This window comes from Viscerimonas tarda (assembly GCF_054601255.1).
The window spans coordinates 92,978-111,995 of record NZ_BAAHWV010000005.1 but is presented as its reverse complement, the minus strand read 5'-3'; the positions used below and the strand labels follow the sequence as shown (position 1 = coordinate 111,995).

Below are 19,018 nucleotides of genomic sequence, written 5' to 3'. Positions count from 1 at the left end.
TTTGTTACTTAAATACTTTCAGTTGTTGAACAATCTTTACGGCTTCGGCAGCCTCTTTTACATCGTGAACCCTCAGTATATTGGCCCCGTTGAGGAGCGAGTAGGTATTTAATACCGCCGTTCCGTTGAGGCTTTCCTGCGGGGTAGCGTCCAAGAGTTTATATATCATCGTTTTTCTCGAAATCCCCACAAGCAAAGGTAATTCAAAAATATGAAAATCGGCAAGACGAGACATCAATTCATAGTTTTGTTGTGTATTTTTACTAAATCCGAAGCCCGGATCAAGGATAATATCGTTGACGCCCAACAGATGCAAGCGGGCGATTTTTTCCGAGAAATAATAGAATATCTCCTGAATGAGGTTCTCGTAATGGCAGAAGTTTTGCATGGTGGACGGCATTCCGCGCATGTGCATAAGGATGTAGGGGACTTGCAGCCCGGCAACGGTGTCGAACATGTCCGTATCTATTTCCCCGCCCGAAATATCGTTGATAATATCCACCCCATACTCTTCCACGCAGAATCGCGCTACCGACGAGTAGAAGGTATCGACCGAAATAATCACATCGGGATACTTGCTCCGTATCGCTTTCAGGGCAAAGTCCAGCCGCCGGATTTCTTCTTCGGCGCCCACAAGCGCCGATGTGGGGCGTGTTGACTGTGCGCCAATATCAATAATGGCTCCACCTTGCGCAATAATTTCTTCTACCCGTGCCAGTATCTCCGGTTCGCTCTGTTTGCGGCTGTTTTCGTAAAACGAGTCGGGGGTTACGTTCAGTATGCCCATTACAACAGGCTGCGAGAGGTCGATTAATTCCCCTTTTATATTGATTGTTTTCATAAAAATTATCTTTAAAGCCCCCCCGCCCCCCGTAGGGGGGATCCAGAGCCTCCCCTTCGGGGAGGTTGGAGGGGCTTTATAATTCAATTATATTTTCTTCAAAGATGGTTATCTTTTCCAATCCTGTTTCAGTTACAAGGTATGTATTTTCGATGCCGACAGCGCCAATGCCCGGTATCACGAATTTAGGTTCCACCGCCAAAACAATGTTGGGTTCCAATACTTCATTCGATCGGGGAGCCAATACCGGAGGCTCATTTATTTCGAGACCTACGCCGTGGCCGACAAACCTGGCCTGTTGACCAGTCCCCATAAAATAAGCTTCCAGTTTGTTTTGCCTGACAATGTTGAGCGATAAGTTGTATAAATCGGAGCAGGCAAGGCCGGGTTTTGCTTTCGAGCCAATCGCATTGCATATTTCAATGGATACCCGATGCGCTTTGTAGGCTAACTCCGAGGTTTTACCTGCCGAGTATATCCGGCTCATGTCGGTCATCCATGGCCTGTAATTTCCGGCCATATCCACCATGATGGTGTTCCCTTCCTCTATCTTTATTCCCGATGCTCCGAGCGGGAGAGTAGGGTCGGAACCCTTTCCACCCAAGGCAAAATCGAAAGGAGAGGGCGCTTCGGCATTCTCTCCGGTGAGCAAACTGCCCATGTGTATGTCCATGTTTTCGCCGTAGGTATGGAACAAGCCCATCGAGCCATGCAAGCGCATACACCTCTCAATCTCAATCTGAAATTCCAAATCGGTCATGCCCCTTCGGAATAGCGACGGGATTTGGCTGTAAACTTCCTGATGTATTTTGGCGCATTCCCTCACCTGCGACAATTCAAAGCCGGTTTTTATGCTTCTTATCTTTCGCAGCGTAGTGGATGCATTGAGTGTTTCGGTAACCTGTAGCGAGGACATCAGGCGCAGGCAATCGTTGTAAGGCAGCGAATCGGTTTCGAGCAGTATTTTCTTCGGAAGCGGCAGGTCGTGTTTTTGCAACTCCTCGACGAGCTGTTCGGGCTTTCGTATATAGCTGGTATTCAGCAAATTTATGTCGTTCGGCCTTTTCACAAAATGAAAAGCTTCGCCATCGGCCGGTAGATAACAGTATCCGCTGTAAACGCATCCGGCCATATAAAACAGGTTGAGATTGGTAGCTAATATGCAGGCATCAACGCCATTTAGCTGCATCACTGCCTGCAATTTATGCCGGCGGATAAGCAAATCCTTTTCTAATTCTTCTTGATAGATGTTCATTTATATATTTTTCCTCCGGCAAATTTACGCATTTTAGTTACGAGTTACAAGTTACGGAGCTACGAGAGTTGATTGGTTGACTAAAAATAAGAGGCAGAAGCGCAAAGAATTAATTAAAACATTGCCTTGTTGCAATTTCGCGTTTAAATTTAATTTTTTATTTTTTTATTTTCATTAAAAATCTATCTTTGTAACAAGGAAAAATCGAATCGAAAATGAAGAAAAATAACCCTCTAAATCCAAAAATAATTGTACTGGGATGCGTTGGTTTATTTTATTTTGCCCTTTTGTTATTTATATTATTCTACAAAGAAGACCCTGTGGCTTTGTGCGAAAAGGGTGATATATATTATGATAATCACAATTATGTAGAAGCCGTAAAATGCTATCGCAAAGCGGCAGAGCAAGGTAATATAGTGGCCCAACACAATTTAGGCGATATGTATGAAAAAGGTGATGGCGTAGCAAAGAATTATACCGAGGCCGTAAAATGGTATCGTAAAGCCGCCGAACAAGGTGGCGCATCGGCTCAAAAAGCATTAAAACGCATGGGTTATGATTATAAAATAGATACCCCCTAAACTGAAAAACAGCATTTTTGCTTTTATAATAGGAAAATACTATATCAATAGAAAAATAGCATTACAATTAACCATTTTCCCCGTAGGGGATACACGGGTGAATGTCCTACGGACAAGCTATGAGGGAGAATGAGACTGTTTTCTATTGATATGCAAGACCGATGGGCTATAATTTGAGGTTTCAAATTAATCGCCAATCTACCACACACATGGTATTTCCCCATAAAAAACTACGAAGTATTTTTGCACCCTCGATATGAATACAACAGCAACTTATACATCGGCATTTGCCAAACCTGTTTATGTGATGCTCAAGCCGGTTGGCGCATTGTGTAACCTCAGGTGTAAATATTGTTATTACCTCGATAAGAGAGAGTTATATCCCGACGAACGCAAGTTTGTGATGACCGATGACACCCTGGAGGAATTTACCCGCCAGTACCTCGAATCGCAAACCATGGCGCAAGCGCTTTTCACCTGGCATGGCGGCGAAACCTTGATGCGCGACATAAATTTCTACAAAAGGGCATTGGCTTTTCAGAAAAAATACGGCAGGGGCCGACAAATCGACAATTGCCTGCAAACAAACGGTACATTACTGACCGATGAATGGTGCCGATTTTTCAAGGACAACAACTTCCTCATTGGCATATCGGTGGACGGATCGCAGCGCTTGCACGATAAATACCGGACAACGGCTACCGGTGGCCCTTCTTTCAGGAAGGTGATGGACGGCATTAATTTATTGAAGAAGCATCAGGTTGAGTTCAATATAATGGGGGTAGTGAACGATTTCAATGTCGATTACCCGCTCGAATTTTATCACTTTTTTAAGGCGCTCGACTGCCGTTTTATTCAGTTTACGCCCATTGTGGAACAAATTGACGGAAAAATGGCCTCATGGAGCGTTCCCGCCGAAAAGTGGGGAAAATTCCTGATAAGCATCTTCGATGAATGGGTGAGGAATGACGTGGGTGAGTTTTATATCCAGTATTTCGATTCTACTTTGGCCAATTGGGTTGGCGAGTCTTCGGGCTTATGTTCCCTGGCAAAAACCTGCGGACATGCCGGAGTGATGGAGTTTAACGGCGATGTGTATGCCTGCGACCACTTTGTTTTTCCTCAGTACAAATTGGGCAATATCAGGACGGCAACCTTGACCGGGATGATGTATTCGCCCAGGCAAATACAGTTTGGAAATGACAAGTACGATAAATTGCCCGGCCAGTGCAAAGCCTGCGAATACCTGTTTGCCTGCTATGGCGAGTGTCCCAAGAACCGCTTGATAGAAACAGCCACAGGCGAACCCGGACTCAACTACTTGTGCAAAGGCTATCACCAATTTTTTGAACATGTGGCGCCCTACATGGATTTTATGCGGAACGAATTGCAGCAAGGCCAAGCGCCGGCCAATGTAATGAATGCCGTGAAATCGGGGTATTTTTTGCGGTAAAAAATCCCTGAAATCTTATTCATCTTGTAAAAATCACGGTTCAGGACTTTGATTTGAGGGTTTGTTCGATGATGGGTTCCCAATATTTTCTGATTTCCTTTTTCTTCAGACCGTGGATGCCGAAAGGGAGGTTCCGGTCTTTTTTCAGCTTCATTGCTTTTGCCGGTTTTCTGTCCATGGCAAAATCCAATGCTTCGACATAATGGGGAATCGCGAACGAGGGGAGTAGTTCTTTTGCCTTGAAAGACCAAAATACATCTTCCACCGCAAAAATATTACCGGGTCTTTCGGAAAGAAGCTGATCAATAACAGCCCTGAATTCTTCCACTATTTTGTAGGCTGTTTTTACTTTTCGGAGCGAAAATCCACCATTACCAACATGAAACAAATGCCACCGGTCTCGTTTTTTCTTCAATTTCAGTACATGCAGTATATGATTGATTGTATTTACCCATTTGTTGTCTGCCGAACCAATCCAGGGGCCTCCAATGTAATCGTATTCTTTTTCGCACCAGGCAATTAACTCGTCCCGAAATACAAAAGCATCGGTATGGCATATCAATATATAGCTTGTATCGCGGAACCGGGCATAAAATTCGATGGACAACAGCAACTCATTGTATCCGTCGAGGCCTCTGAAAAAGTAGTGGTCGTTAAACTGTTCGATACTAATATTCAGATTCTTATCCAGGGAATCTGTGATTGGCGACAGGTCCAGCGAGTCGGGCGATACAAAAACAACCGGATGTTTCGACAATACACTCAGGTTATTCGATAATGCTTTTTTTTCAAACTCCGACAGGGCAGTTTTATAAACAGGAATAATCACTTTGACCAATGCTTGCATACGCTATATTAATTTGTCAAACAAAAAGATACAAACTAAAGGCCATCAAGGCCATTCCACCGACCAGGCCCATGATAGAAATATGGTGTTTTCCGTATTTTTCGGCGCTTGGCAGAAGTTCGTCCAGCGATATAAAAACCATAATGCCCGATACTACTGCCAGAATGATTCCGTTCAGCGCAGGGCTCCAGAACTGCATCAGGAAGAAGTATGCGATTAATGCCCCGAATGGTTCGGCCAATCCCGACAGAAAAGAATACCAAAAGGCTTTCTTCTTGCTGCCCGTAGAATGGTAGATGGGCACAGCTACAGCAATGCCCTCGGGTATGTTGTGGATGGCAATGGCAACGGTAATGGGGATGGCAATATCCAAGGTGTTCAACGCCGAAGTAAATGTGGCTATTCCTTCGGGAAAATTGTGGATAGCTATCGAAAGGGCAACCAGAATGCCGGTTCGTCTTAGCGTCGAATCATTGCTCATCTCTTCCACACTGTGAATTTCGTGGGGATTCACCGATTCGGGTATCAGAAAGTCTATCAGGTTTATCAGGGCTATTCCGGCAAAAAATGCAAATATCAAGTACAAGGTTCCTGTTTTCTCGCCAAAAATCGAGATTAATTGGCTATTTGCCTGCGGCATCATTTCCATAAACGAAACATAAATCATGACACCTGCCGAAAATCCCAGCGATGCGCACAAGAATTTGGTATTTGTGTGCTTTGCCAAAAAAGCTATCAGGCTGCCAATACCGGTCGATAAACCGGCAATGGTGGTTAATGCAAATGCTAATAATATGTTTCCGCTTTCCATTTTCCGAATTTTAACTTCAACAGGAAGCTCATTTTTCGATGGGCTTTATTTCTTCCAACTCCTCTATTTTGGTTAAATCGTAAGGCGTTTCCTGATACAGGAAGTAGTTCATCCAGTTGTTGAACAGCAGATTACCGTGTCCTGTCCAGCGGGAAGCAGGCTTCAGCGTGGGGTCGTCGCGTTTGTAATAATGTTTCGGAACAGCTATCGGCAATCCCTTTTCCAAATCGCGGACGTATTCGTTGTGAAGCGTGTAGAGCGAATATTCGGAATGTCCGGTTACATAAAATTCGCGACCGCCTCGTCCGGCAACAATGTATATTCCCGATTCTTCCGATTCGGAAAGTATCTGGAGCTCGGCGAATTTATCAATATCCTCTTTTCTTATTTCGGTATGCCTGCTATGAGGTGCGTAAAATTCATCATCGAATCCCCTGAACAACGGGAAACGGCGATCGTTGATGGTATGCTTGAAAATTCCGAACATTTTTTCGGGCAAAAGATACTTCTGTATCCCGTAAAAGTGATGAAGAGCCGCCTGGGCTGCCCAACAGATATAGAAAGACGAAGTAACATGCTTGCGTGCCCAATCGAAAACGGACATAAGTTCCGACCAATATTCAACCTCTTCAAAATCAATCATTTCGACAGGCGCACCGGTAACAATCAAGCCATCGTAATTTTGTTGGCTAACCTCCTCAAAATCTTTGTAAAAAGCCTGCATGTGTTCCTGAGGCGTATTTTTTGAAGTATGAGTCGATAGTTTCAAAAAATCCACTTCTATTTGCAAGGGCGAATTGGACAATAAACGTATCAGGTCTGTCTCTGTCGCAATTTTCAGAGGCATCAGATTCAAAATCAATACCTTTAAGGGGCGAATATCCTGTGTGTTAGCCCTTAATTGGGACATAACAAAAATATTCTCCTTTTTCAACAGCTCTATTGCTGGTAAATTATCGGGTAACGTTACAGGCATATTATTCTATTGCGTTTCTAAATTAACCTGCAAAGATACGAAATTTATGTTTAACGTTCAAGGGATTTGAGTTGAAAGTCAGGGGCAAACGCATGAAAAATTTTACTGCTTATGTTTTTCGATAAAGTTGCTGATATGAGCAGGAGATTCCTCCCTTTGGTCGGAATGACGGTCTCCTTTTGGGGAGAGGGGAGTAGGAAGCGGCGGCGAAGCCGCCGCTTCCTACTCCCTTAAACCACTAACAGGCGAGTCATTCCGACCAAAGGGAGGAATCTCATCCGTAACAGTAGTACTAAAATTTTTCATGCGTTTGCCCTGATTAACGAATTAACATTACAGCCCCAGCAGCGTTTTTTGCAGAATATATACCGCGGCGCCCGCAAGGTATCCGGCAAGAGCAAGCCACGATATTCTTTTCACATACCAGATAAAATCTATCCGTTCCATGCCCATTGCTGCCACACCGGCTGCCGAACCTATAATCAGGATACTTCCGCCTGTTCCGGCTGCGTACGCCAAAAACGACCAAAAATAATGATCCACCGGAAAATTATACATGCCCATGGCGCCCGCTACCAGCGGCACATTATCTACAATAGACGATAACACGCCTATAACCAGTGTTATGGCATAATACTTTTGAGGTTCGCCCAAAGGCATTGCATCCAGCGATTCGGACATGAGATGCAAATGTCCGAAAGTTTGCAGGGCAGCTACCGCCATTAATATTCCCAGAAAGAACAACACGCTGGGCGTATCTATCTTTTTTATGATGGCAACCACCGAGTTATACGTCATCCGGTCGTGGTTTTTACGATGCATAATATCGGTCAAAATCCAGAGAATACTCAACCCGCCAAGCATACCCAAATAGGGCGGAAGATGGGTTATTGTTTTGAATACGGGAACAAACAATAACGCTGCTATGCCAACCCCGAATATCAATTTACGCTGCCACTCGGGAATCGAACTGCCCAGGTGGTCGTTCAGTTGATTATCGGGTTTATGCATATTGCCTTTCAGCTTGAATGTGAGTATGATCAGGGGCGCCAATATGGATACCAAACTAGCCAAAAATGTTTCGGAGATGATATTTAAGCTGCTGACTTTTCCTGCTACCCAAAGCATGATTGTTGTTATATCACCTATGGGCGACCAGGCGCCTCCGGCATTTGCGGCCAGCACAATTACTCCGGCAAACAGCCACCTGTCGCTTTTCTCGGTAATCAACTTGCGAATCAAGGCGACCATAACGATGGTGGTAGTCATATTATCGAGAACAGCCGACATGAAAAATGAGAAGATGCTGATAATCCACAGCAAGCTGGTTTTTTTGGTGGTTTTAATTTTGTCGGTTACAACCGTAAAACCCTGGTGAGAATCAATTAATTCGACAATAGTCATGGCTCCAATCAGGAAAAACAAAATTTCGGCGGTTTCTCCCAAGTGTTCCAGCAAAGGATAACTGGTTAACCATGAGCTGAATGTGCTATCGGGGTGGGACAGGAGATAGTCCTGAAAATCGGGAAATACAAATGTGAGCGATGGAGACGCCACTGCCACGCAAACCCACATAACACAGCCCAACAACAAGGCCGTAGCCGATTTATTAACATGAATAACGTGTTCGAGGGCAATGCAGATATACCCAAAAACAAATATAACAGCCATTAACGTAAACATAAAACAATCTTTTTAAATTAGAATATTGTAGAGACGTGGAGCGCCATGTCTGTATTTCATATTGTAGGCGCGCCACGCCCGATTAACCATTATTTTCTCAACCTCACATAGTCCACGATATGGTTGTTTCCTTTGTGTAAAATCAGGCCGGCGCGTTCGCGTGTGGGGAGGATATTCCGGCGAAGGTTTTTCCTGTTTATTTCACGCCACACGCTTTTCGCCATTTTCACGGCATCATCCTGTGGAATATTTACAAAATGGTGAAAATAAGAATTCTCATCCCTAAGAGCCAATTGCCTGAATTTCAGGAAGCGCGAGATATACCATTTTTCCAGCATATCCTCTTCGGCATCAACGTATATCGAAAAATCGAGGTAATCGGAAACAAAGGCGCGCGCCTTGTTCTGCGGATAATCTATTTTACTCTGCAAAACGTTAAGTCCTTCAAGAATAAGTATATCGGGGCGATTGATTACTTCGGTCTGGTTGGGTACCACATCATACGTTACGTGCGAATACTTGGGAGCCTCCACCGTAGTCTTCCCCGATTTCACGTCATTCACAAACTGCAATAACCGCTGAATATCGTACGATTCGGGAAAGCCTTTCTTCAGCATCAATCCTTTTTCCTCCAATATGGCGTTGGGATACAAAAACCCGTCCGTTGTTATCAAGGCAACATGTGTGTGTTTTTTCCAGCGGCTCAACAATGCCTGCAATACGCGCGCTATGGCGCTTTTTCCTGCCGATACGCTTCCGGCAATACCTATAATGAATGGCGTTTTTTGCGGATTTTCGTTCAAAAAATTCATTATAAGAGCCTGCCTGCCGGTTCGGGCATTCACATAATAATTGAGCAAACGCGACAAAGGCAGGTATATCTCCTTGACCTCTTCAATAGAAAGCTCATCGTCTATACCTTTCAACTTCCTGACGTCATCGGTTGTCAAAGTCAAAGGTTCGGTTTCGCCCAAAGACGCCCACTTCTCACGATTAAATAATATGTAAGGACTTTCCATTGCTAACTACATAATTTAGTAGGCCACAAAAGTACAGTAAAAAAACCAAAAACGAAACTAAAATTGTTACTGGTCAGGGCGAACGCATGAAAAATTTTACGGCTTATGCCTTTCGGTAAAGTTACTGATATGAGCAGGAGATTCCTCCCTTTGGTCGGAATGACTGTCTCCTTTTTGGGAGAGAGGATGAGGAAGCGGCGGCTTCGCCGCCGCTTCCTCATCCCTTAAAGCGCTAACAGGCGAGTCATTCCGACCAAAGGGAGGAATCTCATTCGTAACAGTGGCGCTAAATTTTTTCATGCGTTTGACCTGATTACTGGTTGGTGAAAGGGCGAAATGCCCGTTCTGTGATGTGCCAAGGCTTTGGATATATTGATTAAAAGTATTATTTTTGTAACTAAAATTGTATCCCATCAATAACAATATGCAAAATGAAATACAACGTATCATTTCAGGAAAGAGCGAGGTTAGGTATGGTGCAACTATCCAAACAGCCATCAACAACCTTAAAGCAAGCGAGAAATCAAGCGCTTTGGATAAAACAGACAAGCGTTTCAGAAGTGAAGAAACAGCGAGACTGAGAGAGTATATTGAAAATCAAGACCTTTGGGTAAAAGATATTGATTTGAATAATTAAACCGTTACATTTCATATTTTATGTTTCATGTTTCATGTTTTGTAATATAAAAAAATAGCTGTATATTTGCATTTCATATTTTATGTTTCATGTTTTATGTTTTATTGAATTGTTCGTATGAAAGCAAACTTAAATAATCCATTCTTAGTGGCCGGTTATCACAGTCCCGCTTATTTTTGCGACAGAGAAATAGAAACCGAAAAGATTATCTCGGCCTTGTCGAACGACCGTAATGTTTCGCTTATCAGCCCTCGCCGTATAGGCAAAACCGGATTAATACACCATGCCTTTTATCAATTGCATGAGCGTGATAAAAATATCCGTTGCTTTTACCTGGATATATTTTCTACGCAAAATTTGCACGGGTTTGTAGTGATGTTGGGCAAAACCGTACTTGGAGAATTGGATAATTATTCCGAAACGATGGTAAAACAGGTTTCGGAATTTTTCAAAAGTTTCCGCCCATTGTTCTCGTTCGATGCATTAACAGGCAGTCCCACGGTAACGTTAAATATACAACCGGAACAATCCGAAGCAGGATTACAGGAGATTTTCGCTTATCTCAAGGCATCGGGCAAAAGATGTTACATCGCCATTGATGAATTTCAGCAAATCATTGATTATCCCGAAAAAGGAGTGGAGGCTTTGTTGCGTTCTTATATGCAATTTTTGCCCAATGTGAAGTTTATTTTTGCCGGAAGCAAGAAACATTTGATGGATGCCATGTTTTCGGCTGCCAATCGCCCCTTTTATCAAAGTACGCAAAAAATAGGATTAAAAGAGATTCCGATTGATACCTACCGTCAGTTTGCCGGTCAACTATTCGATGATTATGGTAAAACACTTGATGCTGCCGTTTTTGACTTCGTTTACGAAAAAATGCTGGGACATACCTGGTATGTTCAATTTATATTGAATCAACTATTTGCGATAAATAAAGCGAAGCCCGGACAGCAGGATGTTGACTTGATAATTGATGATGTTTTGCAGGAAGAAAATGCCACATTCAAGACCTATTGCGAAATTATTACGGCAGGACAGTTGCGTGTGCTGAGGGCTATTGCCAAAGGACACAAAGTATCGGCTCCGTTTGAGGCATCTTTTATGCGAAAACACAATCTGACCGCACTCAGTAGTGTAAAGTTAGCTCTAACGTCTTTGGCGGATAAAACCCTGATATTGCAGGATGAAGATGGTAGTTATTATGTATACGACCGCTTCTTTTCGTTGTGGTTGGAAAAGTAAATTTTTAAACGTAAAAATAGAAGAGGGTGTCTCAAAAGTCTTTTTCTGAGGTTGTCATTGCGGGCTCCGACCCGCAATCTCCTGACAACTAGATGATGTTTGTTAGGAGATCCCGTGTCAAGCACGGGATGACAGACTTTTAAGACAGTCCTTTGCGTTCTAAGCCTCCCCCTAGGGGGAGGCTGGAGGGGGCTACTTCATCAACTTAAATATAATAGGAAGTGTGTAATATACAGCAACTTTATTACCGTTTTGCATACCCGGAATCCATTTCGGCATTTTTTCAACCACCCTGATAGCTTCTTTGTCGCAAAGCGGGTCTAAACCTTTAAGTACATGTACTCCCGAGATGCTGCCATCCTTTCCGACAACAAATTTGATGAAAACACGACCTTCGACACCGGCTTCGATGGATGGTACCGGGTATTTCAGGTTTTTTCTCAAGTAATCCATCAATTCGCTGGTTCCTCCTACGGGTTGAGGCATTTGTTCTACAAACTCCCGAACGCCACCGCCGCCATCACCTTCACCGGTTATATTCCTATCCTCTTCTCGTAGATCTCTTGGGTCTATCCCTTCGTGATTATCGGTAATGTTTGTTACAGTTGATATTATTCCATCAAATTCCCTCAAAGCTTCTTGTGAGTTCATTTCATTTTCGGGCGTAACTTCCGAATCGGGAGTAATAATAGGAGGTGTAAATATTATTGAAGCAACCGTTGGCGGCGGTGGGGGCGCTAACCGCGAAGGCTCAATAATTTCCTCCTCAAGTGGTTCTATTATTGTGATGTCGCTTATAACAACGGTATCGTCATATTTCAGGTGTTCGTTGAAAACGGGCGCTACGGCATCCATAATTTTAGGGATGGAAGCAACCAGGGCCACCAATACTACTACACTGCTAAAAGCTATCAGGTGCCTGCGGGAGGATGATTGCCGCATCGCATACGCTCCATACGCTTTGTTTTTTCCTTCAAAAATAATATCGCACCAATCAGACGAGTTTAAATTTATATTCCGTGCCATGATTTTTGGTTTTTAATAGGTTAATACTTCTTTATCGTTCTTTGTCTTATAGAGTGTAAGGGGGCAGGAATTCCATAAAGTAGCATTAAATATTTTTTCAATATTCTCAAAAAAATATTTTTTGATTCCAAATACGCCATTCTCGGCGAGTTTAAAGTTCAAGGTTCAAAAGTTCAACGTTTTGCTTAAACATGGAGTTTCACAGAGTTTAATTCACGGAGTGGTAGGGGTGCGGCGTGCCACGACCATTTATAACGACAAATTCGATACAAACAGACGTGGCACGCCACGTCTCTACAAATTTGTCATTGTGGGCCTCGACCCGCAATCTCCCAAGCGCGAGCAAATCTTTGTGGCTTATTTTTAACGGCGCTTGAAGAGCGATCATGTGTCGCCTCTCTGCAAGGCTTAACAAAATAACACTTCTAAAAAATTATTTTATCTATATAGTAGAAGATTTTGCCTAATTGTAAATATTCACATTTGTAATCACTAAAAATACGCAACAAATATAGATTATAGACGGGAAAAGTTACAAAACTATACGCAATCTAATGTATTACATTTGTAAACAATCATGTATTTACAAATATATAAGCAGATACATACAAAACTAATCAACAAATGTGTTAGCATATATATCGCATTATTCTAGGTAGAATTACCCTAATTATACACATATAATATACTACATATCAATTAATTAATTGAACTTATTGAAGTTTTAGTTTAATAAATTTCGACATTTTCGTTACTATTCCCTCAAACGGTTGAAAATATTTCAATTTCAATTAATCAACTACATTATAACTAATATTTTATATTATACTTATTAAAGTAATAGTTTAGTCATTATAAGCCGCTATAATCTATCATTACATTTGTTCAGCCATTTATAAGTTACAATTGTATCTATGTGTATTCTCAATGATTACAAATGTTGTTTTGATATTTCGTTTATTCTATATACATTTGTGTGGTTATTATTATTCACAAATGTATCTGTATGAAGGAGCGAATTAGAGCGATAATGGAGGCGGAAAATATGACTTCTGCCAGGTTTGCCGATAAATTAAAAATTGGACCGGCGGTTATATCCCATATTCTGAAAGGGCGAAATAATCCGAGCTTGGATGTGATAACCCAAATCCTGACAGAGATGCCCTACATAAATTCCGACTGGTTGATAACCGGAAATGGGAACATGTATAAAAGTGGTATGGATAAAATTGCTCCACCCCCAACTTCGTTCAACGAAAAACAAGCAACATCATCGCCCGATTTGTTTAGACAAGATTTATTTCACACTCAAAATCCCGTAAACACCCAGCCACAGCCCATAGAAAATGAATATCGCAAGGAGAATGAGTTAAGTAACCCTCAAAATGGTATTCAAACTATTGTAAATGAGCGAATTGTATATAAAGAAAGGCCGGATAAAAAAATAGTGCGAATAATTGTTTATTATTCGGATACTACCTACGAAGTATTTGAAACCGACAAATAAGCTTTTGATTTTCAATTTTACTTTTTTTGCAGTAACTTTGAGCCTGATTTTAGTATATGCTCAATGAAAAAAATGCTTGATTTGGTTGTTAGCGACAATATTCTGCTAAACAAAAATTATTGTCTCCTAAAACTTACGACATTAGATAAAACACCTCTACCCGAGATGCTTCCAGGGCAATTTGTTGAGGTTAAGGTAGATAACTCACCCAAAACTTTCCTTCGCCGACCTATATCCATCAACTATCTGGATCGGTTGACGAACGAATTGTGGCTACTGATTCAGAAAATTGGAGACGGAACCAAAAAGTTGGGCGAATTAAAGAAGCAAGACACTGTAAACCTCCTGCTACCCCTCGGAAATTCGTTTTCTTTCCCCGAAAATAAGCCGGAAAACGCTAACATTCTGCTGATTGGCGGTGGTGTTGGCACTGCTCCAATGCTATATTGGGGTTCGCTACTGAAAGAGAGAGGCTACCAACCCAAATTTCTCTTGGGCGCGCGTTCAAAGGATGACTTGTTGCAATTGGATGAATTTGCCAAGTACGGAGAGCTGTTTTGCACCACCGAAGACGGTAGTTTTGGCGAAAAAGGCTACGTTACCAACCATTCGGTACTAAAATCGCAACCGGTAACAAATATCTATACTTGCGGCCCCAAGCCCATGATGATGGCGGTGGCTAAATATGCCAATATCAACAATATAGCCTGCGAAGTATCGCTCGAGAACACGATGGCCTGCGGGTTTGGAGTATGCTTGTGCTGCGTCGAAAATACCAAAAAAGGAAACTTGTGTGTATGCACCGAAGGGCCTGTATTTAACATAAAAGACTTGAAATGGATAGACTAAAAACAACGATAGGCGGATTGCAATTGAAGAATCCGGTGATGACAGCTTCGGGAACATTTGGCTATGGCAAGGAATTTGCCGATTTTATCGACTTGTCCCGGTTGGGCGGTATAATTGTTAAAGGAACGACCTTGCACGCCCGACAAGGCAATGCCTATCCGCGCATGGCCGAAACCAGCGCCGGTATGTTGAATGCTGTTGGCTTGCAAAACAAGGGAGTCGATTACTTTATATCCGATATATATCCCGAAATCAAGGACTTGGATACACATGTTATTGTAAATGTATCGGGCTCAACCATAGACGATTATGTGGAATGTGCCGCAGGTCTTGCCAATTTGGAGAAAATTCCGGCTATTGAGCTAAATATCTCCTGCCCCAATGTAAAAGAAGGCGGTATGGCATTCGGAACATCGGCCAAATCGGCGGCTAATGTGGTAAAAGCCGTCCGAAAAGCATACGGTAAAACGCTGATAGTCAAGCTATCGCCAAATGTAACCGATATTACCGAAATTGCCCGCGCGGTAGAAGCCGAAGGAGCCGATAGCGTATCGCTAATCAATACGCTTTTGGGGATGGCGATTGATGTGGAGAAGCGTAAACCCATCCTGTCAACCGCAACCGGAGGCCTTTCAGGGCCTTGTTTGAAGCCTGTTGCAGTTCGCATGGTATGGCAAACCTACCATGCCGTTAAGATTCCCGTAATAGGTTTGGGCGGTATTTCGTGCTGGCAAGATGCCGTTGAATTTATACTGGCCGGAGCGTCGGCCATTCAGATTGGAACATATAATTTCATTGATCCTACAATATCGGTGAAGGTGGCGGATGGCATTCTTGACTATATGAACAGGCACAATATTGCGCATATAGATGAGTTAGTAGGCTCATTATCTTGCTGATAACAACCTAAATACAACCAAATAACATGTCAATCTCAGTCGAATTTGATAGCATTGTATCCGAAATTCAAGAGATTGACAATTCCGGTTTTTCGTTAAAAGAAAAGTACATTGCCCTAAAGCAACTCCTCGACAGGATATGCAAAGAGCTTACAAAAGAAGAATCCTTGCAATTTCCCTCTCTTTTTTCGCGGATAATATTCATTGCCCAAAAGTACCACCTTCCACAAAAACTGGAGTGGAAATTGCAAAATATCCGTGTGAAGGCGGCATTTTTGCTGAGGGACGAGCAAAATCTTATCACCGAGCGCCAGTACAATGCGGCAAAATATGTAGTAACATACTTTTTATCAATCATTTATAATAATCCGATAGAGGAGGAGAGCGACATGCCCGATGCCGGTATCAATGAAAATGCCGATAGTATTCCCCTCCACAAACTCAGGGTGCATGTTACCGCCATTGATATTCATTATCAGCTGATTACAACTCGTTCTGCGCTAATTCCCGAAGAACTGACTATCCGGTATAATGTATCGAAAATAAACGATGTGTTTAATCCGACTATTGAAAAACTGTGGGTTGGCGCTCAGCTTAATCTCGTTGATATAAAACTGGAAAAAACAACAAACTATCTGATTCCCAAATACTTTGTTCTCGAACCCGATTACCTGATAGATGCCTCGGCGTTGGCCGAATGTTTTCAGAACTACGGCAAATCGCATCTGCATTATTTCAGAAAAAAGTTCGAGTTAAGCAGAAATTCCAAGCATATTTTGCTGGGAAATCTGGCCAATTTCTTTCTGGATGAGCTGGTTTACAGCGAAAATCCCGAAGAAATAAAATTCGATCCCACTTTCCTGAAGGCCTTCAAGCAATCGCCCTTTGAGTTTACCAGTTGCAACGATATTAAGGATAAATTCGACTTTATCGACTTCATGTCGAATGCCAAAACCCAGTTTGAAAATATACAGCGGGTGGTTGTGCAGGACTTTATCAAGAACGGTATCGACACCAATTTATGTACGCTCGAACCTTCTTTCTTTTGCGAAAAATTCGGATTTCAAGGACGCTTGGACTTGTTGCAGCTCTCCAACGATTCGGCAGAAACCGATAAAATTATAGAACTAAAATCCGGCGGCTTGCCCTTCCCCAAAGACGACCCGGGGAAAATTGCGCTCAATCACGAGACGCAAACAGCCATATATCGCCTAATTATTCAAAGCGTTTTTGATAAAACTGCGCGCGATATATCGCCAATGATACTTTATTCTGCAGCTGGTAATGGGGGCGAGAATTTGCGGATGGCGGCAACATATAAACAGCTTGAAAAAGAAATTATCAATCTGCGAAATTTGATTGTCGCCACAGAATACAACTTATATATTGGTGATAATGAGACTGTTAATATTATATTCGAGCAACTCTTCGACCTGAGTAATTATGGGCGTCAAGTCCCTCAATTCCTCAAAAGCCGACTGGTCGGTCTGTTTGAAATTATAGAAAATATCTCCGGTTTGGAGCGAAAATACTTTTATCGTTACATCAATTTTTTATCGCGGGAGCTTTACATTCAAAAGCTGGGCGAGGAGAGCAACAGTTTCGGTAATGCCGCCCTATGGACAAGCGAATTTGCGGAAAGGCAGGACGCATTCGAGCTGATTTCCGATTTGGAAATTCAGGAGATTGACGACTTGGGCAACGATATGAAGATCCGGTTCAAAAGAATCAACCAAGTCAATTTTGTCAATTTCAGGGAAGGGGAAATCTGCATTTTGTATCCACGCGAACGCGAGGAGGACACGGTTTTGTCGAACCAAATACTGAAAGGAATGATTGCCGAAATAAAGAACGATGAAATAGCCGTCCGGTTCAGGTACAAGCAAAAAAACAAGAATTACCTCAGCAAATACCAGCGTTGGGTTATTGAACACGATAAATTAGACCATGCCTATAATGCGATGTACAAAAGTCTGTTTTCATTCCTTACGGCTCCCGCAGAAAAACGCTCCTTGCTTTTGGGTACGGAAAAACCGGCATCATCATTCTCTATCGCGAATGAGCAGGAATACAAGCTATTATCGTCAGAAGCCAAGCGCGATTTTGTGCTGAAGAAGGCCATCGCCGCACAGGATTATTTTTTGATAGCAGGGCCTCCGGGCACTGGAAAAACTTCGATTTTTGCTCGCCGTTTGATTGAGCATTTCTACAAAGACCCGGCTTGCGATATATTGGTTGTTGCCTACACCAACAAGGCGGTGGACGAGTTGTGCGAGGCTATAAATCAGGCGCTTGGCGGACAGGACGATTATATACGCATCGGCTCCGAGTTGTCGTGTAACGAGAAATACCGTCCCCGCTTATTGCAAAATATAGCCAAAACGGTGCAGTCGAGGGAGGAGTTGAGAACGATTATTCACCGGCAACGCATTTATGCAGGGACTTTAGCCTCCATAACAGGAAAGCCGGAATTGTTTGATATGAAGAAATTTAGCTTGGCAATTATTGATGAAGCCTCGCAAATTCTTGAACCGCAACTAATCGGGCTTCTCCCTAAATTCGATAAATTTATTTTGATTGGCGACCATAAACAGCTCTCAACCATTACATTGCAAGATGAATATAAATCGAAAGTAGATGATATTGACCTGAATAACATAGAATTAAAAGATTGCCGTGAATCGTATTTTGAGAGGATGTTCAGAATATGCCAGAAAAATGGCTGGGAACAGGCCTATGAAACCCTGACCTATCAGGGGCGGATGCACAACGAATTGTCGTATTTCTCCAACAAATATTTCTACAACAGTTCACTTTTTCCGGTCGGCGAATGGCAAAAGAATCCCATGACTGAACTTATTTACGACCAATCGAATCCTTATCAGGCATTGGCGGCCAAAGCACGGATTGGGTTTATCCCAAATAAATCGCTGACATCCAATTACATAAATGATAAGGTTTGTGAGGAGGAAGCCGATATGGCAGTCGGTTTATCGCAGGCAATAGTTAGTGTCTATAAAGCAAATAACAGGCTTTTCGACCCTCAAAAAACATTGGGGATAATAACGCCTTACCGCAATCAGATTGCTTTGATAAAACACAAACTCGAAAAAACAGGCATTCCCGAACTTCAAGACGTGATGGTTGACACCGTAGAACGCTATCAAGGCAGCCAGCGGGATGTTATTGTCTTGTCGTTTTGCATAAATAAATCCTATCAACTGGATTTTTTCTGTAACCTGAACAGGGAAAAAACAGTTGACAGGAAACTGAATGTCGCTCTCACCCGAGCGCGCCAACAATTATTTTTGATTGGCAATGAATCTGTTCTGAGGCAAAACAGCATCTACAACAATCTGCTGAATGAGATTGGTATTTACTGTATTTAG

Annotated in this window: 17 protein-coding genes; 8 read left to right on the top strand and 9 right to left on the bottom strand. The window is 42.5% G+C overall.

The window, feature by feature from the left end; genetic code table 11:
* Positions 1–4: 4 nt before the first annotated feature.
* Positions 5–841, bottom strand: a complete 837-nt coding sequence (folP, locus tag ACYPWY_RS03570) for a dihydropteroate synthase (protein ID WP_459684064.1) — start codon at positions 839–841, stop codon at positions 5–7.
* A 76-nt stretch (positions 842–917) separates the two neighbouring features.
* Entirely contained in the window at positions 918–2,096 is a 1,179-nt protein-coding gene (locus tag ACYPWY_RS03565; protein ID WP_459684063.1) for a M24 family metallopeptidase, read from the bottom strand.
* 215 nt (positions 2,097–2,311) lie between these two features.
* Between ACYPWY_RS03565 and ACYPWY_RS03560 the strand changes: the two genes are divergently transcribed.
* Together ACYPWY_RS03560 and ACYPWY_RS03555 are read left to right on the top strand one after the other, a co-directional pair.
* Positions 2,312–2,677 carry a tetratricopeptide repeat protein gene (locus ACYPWY_RS03560; protein ID WP_459684062.1) on the top strand — a complete coding sequence of 122 codons (366 nt, stop codon included), beginning with the start codon at positions 2,312–2,314 and terminating at the stop codon, positions 2,675–2,677.
* A 256-nt stretch (positions 2,678–2,933) separates the two neighbouring features.
* A complete protein-coding gene (locus ACYPWY_RS03555; protein WP_459684061.1) occupies positions 2,934–4,130 on the top strand; it encodes an anaerobic sulfatase-maturation protein in 1,197 nt (398 codons plus the stop codon).
* A gap of 40 nt (positions 4,131–4,170) precedes the next feature.
* Here ACYPWY_RS03555 and ACYPWY_RS03550 read toward each other — a convergent pair whose 3' ends face one another.
* The 6 genes from ACYPWY_RS03550 to ACYPWY_RS03525 all read right to left on the bottom strand — a co-directional run bounded on the left by ACYPWY_RS03550 (position 4,171) and on the right by ACYPWY_RS03525 (position 9,766).
* Complete coding sequence (locus ACYPWY_RS03550; RefSeq protein WP_459684060.1) at positions 4,171–4,977, bottom strand: DUF5672 family protein; 807 nt, start codon at positions 4,975–4,977, stop codon at positions 4,171–4,173.
* Between the two features lie 16 nt (positions 4,978–4,993).
* Positions 4,994–5,788: a zinc transporter ZupT gene (gene zupT, locus ACYPWY_RS03545; RefSeq protein WP_459684059.1), complete on the bottom strand. Its 795-nt coding sequence runs from the start codon at positions 5,786–5,788 to the stop codon at positions 4,994–4,996.
* Positions 5,789–5,816: 28 nt separating this feature from the next.
* Positions 5,817–6,764: a homoserine O-acetyltransferase MetA gene (metA, locus tag ACYPWY_RS03540; RefSeq protein WP_459684058.1), complete on the bottom strand. Its 948-nt coding sequence runs from the start codon at positions 6,762–6,764 to the stop codon at positions 5,817–5,819.
* 333 nt (positions 6,765–7,097) lie between these two features.
* Complete coding sequence (gene nhaD, locus ACYPWY_RS03535) at positions 7,098–8,447, bottom strand: sodium:proton antiporter NhaD (protein WP_459684057.1); 1,350 nt, start codon at positions 8,445–8,447, stop codon at positions 7,098–7,100.
* Positions 8,448–8,536: 89 nt separating this feature from the next.
* Complete coding sequence (gene coaA / locus ACYPWY_RS03530; RefSeq protein ID WP_459684056.1) at positions 8,537–9,466, bottom strand: type I pantothenate kinase; 930 nt, start codon at positions 9,464–9,466, stop codon at positions 8,537–8,539.
* Between the two features lie 96 nt (positions 9,467–9,562).
* Positions 9,563–9,766 (bottom strand): hypothetical protein, encoded by a 204-nt coding sequence (locus ACYPWY_RS03525; RefSeq protein ID WP_459684055.1) that lies wholly within the window; start codon positions 9,764–9,766, stop codon positions 9,563–9,565.
* 124 nt (positions 9,767–9,890) lie between these two features.
* Between ACYPWY_RS03525 and ACYPWY_RS03520 the strand changes: the two genes are divergently transcribed.
* Positions 9,891–10,103, top strand: coding sequence for a hypothetical protein (locus tag ACYPWY_RS03520; protein ID WP_459684054.1), 213 nt, complete (start codon positions 9,891–9,893; stop codon positions 10,101–10,103).
* Positions 10,104–10,220: 117 nt separating this feature from the next.
* Positions 10,221–11,348: an AAA family ATPase gene (locus ACYPWY_RS03515; RefSeq protein ID WP_459684053.1), complete on the top strand. Its 1,128-nt coding sequence runs from the start codon at positions 10,221–10,223 to the stop codon at positions 11,346–11,348.
* A 192-nt stretch (positions 11,349–11,540) separates the two neighbouring features.
* Here ACYPWY_RS03515 and ACYPWY_RS03510 read toward each other — a convergent pair whose 3' ends face one another.
* Positions 11,541–12,374 (bottom strand): energy transducer TonB, encoded by an 834-nt coding sequence (locus ACYPWY_RS03510; protein WP_459684052.1) that lies wholly within the window; start codon positions 12,372–12,374, stop codon positions 11,541–11,543.
* A 1,006-nt stretch (positions 12,375–13,380) separates the two neighbouring features.
* Between ACYPWY_RS03510 and ACYPWY_RS03505 the strand changes: the two genes are divergently transcribed.
* From ACYPWY_RS03505 to ACYPWY_RS03490, 4 genes are all read left to right on the top strand, one after another.
* Positions 13,381–13,881 (top strand): helix-turn-helix domain-containing protein, encoded by a 501-nt coding sequence (locus tag ACYPWY_RS03505; protein ID WP_459684051.1) that lies wholly within the window; start codon positions 13,381–13,383, stop codon positions 13,879–13,881.
* Positions 13,882–13,944: 63 nt separating this feature from the next.
* Complete coding sequence (locus ACYPWY_RS03500) at positions 13,945–14,730, top strand: dihydroorotate dehydrogenase electron transfer subunit (RefSeq protein ID WP_459684050.1); 786 nt, start codon at positions 13,945–13,947, stop codon at positions 14,728–14,730.
* Positions 14,718–15,629, top strand: a complete 912-nt coding sequence (locus tag ACYPWY_RS03495) for a dihydroorotate dehydrogenase (protein WP_459684049.1) — start codon at positions 14,718–14,720, stop codon at positions 15,627–15,629. Before ACYPWY_RS03500 ends, ACYPWY_RS03495 begins: the two co-directional genes overlap by 13 nt.
* 26 nt (positions 15,630–15,655) lie before the next feature.
* Complete coding sequence (locus tag ACYPWY_RS03490) at positions 15,656–19,018, top strand: DEAD/DEAH box helicase (protein WP_459684048.1); 3,363 nt, start codon at positions 15,656–15,658, stop codon at positions 19,016–19,018.

Excerpts from the sequence above, each read along its gene's own strand:
- folP (WP_459684064.1), bottom strand. The coding sequence starts at position 841 with ATGAAAACAATCAATATAAAAGGGGAATTAATCGACCTCTCGCAGCCT.
- ACYPWY_RS03565 (WP_459684063.1), bottom strand. The coding sequence starts at position 2,096 with ATGAACATCTATCAAGAAGAATTAGAAAAGGATTTGCTTATCCGCCGG.
- ACYPWY_RS03560 (WP_459684062.1), top strand. The coding sequence starts at position 2,312 with ATGAAGAAAAATAACCCTCTAAATCCAAAAATAATTGTACTGGGATGC.
- ACYPWY_RS03555 (WP_459684061.1), top strand. The coding sequence starts at position 2,934 with ATGAATACAACAGCAACTTATACATCGGCATTTGCCAAACCTGTTTAT.
- ACYPWY_RS03550 (WP_459684060.1), bottom strand. The coding sequence starts at position 4,977 with ATGCAAGCATTGGTCAAAGTGATTATTCCTGTTTATAAAACTGCCCTG.
- zupT (WP_459684059.1), bottom strand. The coding sequence starts at position 5,788 with ATGGAAAGCGGAAACATATTATTAGCATTTGCATTAACCACCATTGCC.
- metA (WP_459684058.1), bottom strand. The coding sequence starts at position 6,764 with ATGCCTGTAACGTTACCCGATAATTTACCAGCAATAGAGCTGTTGAAA.
- nhaD (WP_459684057.1), bottom strand. The coding sequence starts at position 8,447 with ATGTTTACGTTAATGGCTGTTATATTTGTTTTTGGGTATATCTGCATT.
- coaA (WP_459684056.1), bottom strand. The coding sequence starts at position 9,466 with ATGGAAAGTCCTTACATATTATTTAATCGTGAGAAGTGGGCGTCTTTG.
- ACYPWY_RS03525 (WP_459684055.1), bottom strand. The coding sequence starts at position 9,766 with ATGAAAAAATTTAGCGCCACTGTTACGAATGAGATTCCTCCCTTTGGT.
- ACYPWY_RS03520 (WP_459684054.1), top strand. The coding sequence starts at position 9,891 with ATGCAAAATGAAATACAACGTATCATTTCAGGAAAGAGCGAGGTTAGG.
- ACYPWY_RS03515 (WP_459684053.1), top strand. The coding sequence starts at position 10,221 with ATGAAAGCAAACTTAAATAATCCATTCTTAGTGGCCGGTTATCACAGT.
- ACYPWY_RS03510 (WP_459684052.1), bottom strand. The coding sequence starts at position 12,374 with ATGGCACGGAATATAAATTTAAACTCGTCTGATTGGTGCGATATTATT.
- ACYPWY_RS03505 (WP_459684051.1), top strand. The coding sequence starts at position 13,381 with ATGAAGGAGCGAATTAGAGCGATAATGGAGGCGGAAAATATGACTTCT.
- ACYPWY_RS03500 (WP_459684050.1), top strand. The coding sequence starts at position 13,945 with ATGAAAAAAATGCTTGATTTGGTTGTTAGCGACAATATTCTGCTAAAC.
- ACYPWY_RS03495 (WP_459684049.1), top strand. The coding sequence starts at position 14,718 with ATGGATAGACTAAAAACAACGATAGGCGGATTGCAATTGAAGAATCCG.
- ACYPWY_RS03490 (WP_459684048.1), top strand. The coding sequence starts at position 15,656 with ATGTCAATCTCAGTCGAATTTGATAGCATTGTATCCGAAATTCAAGAG.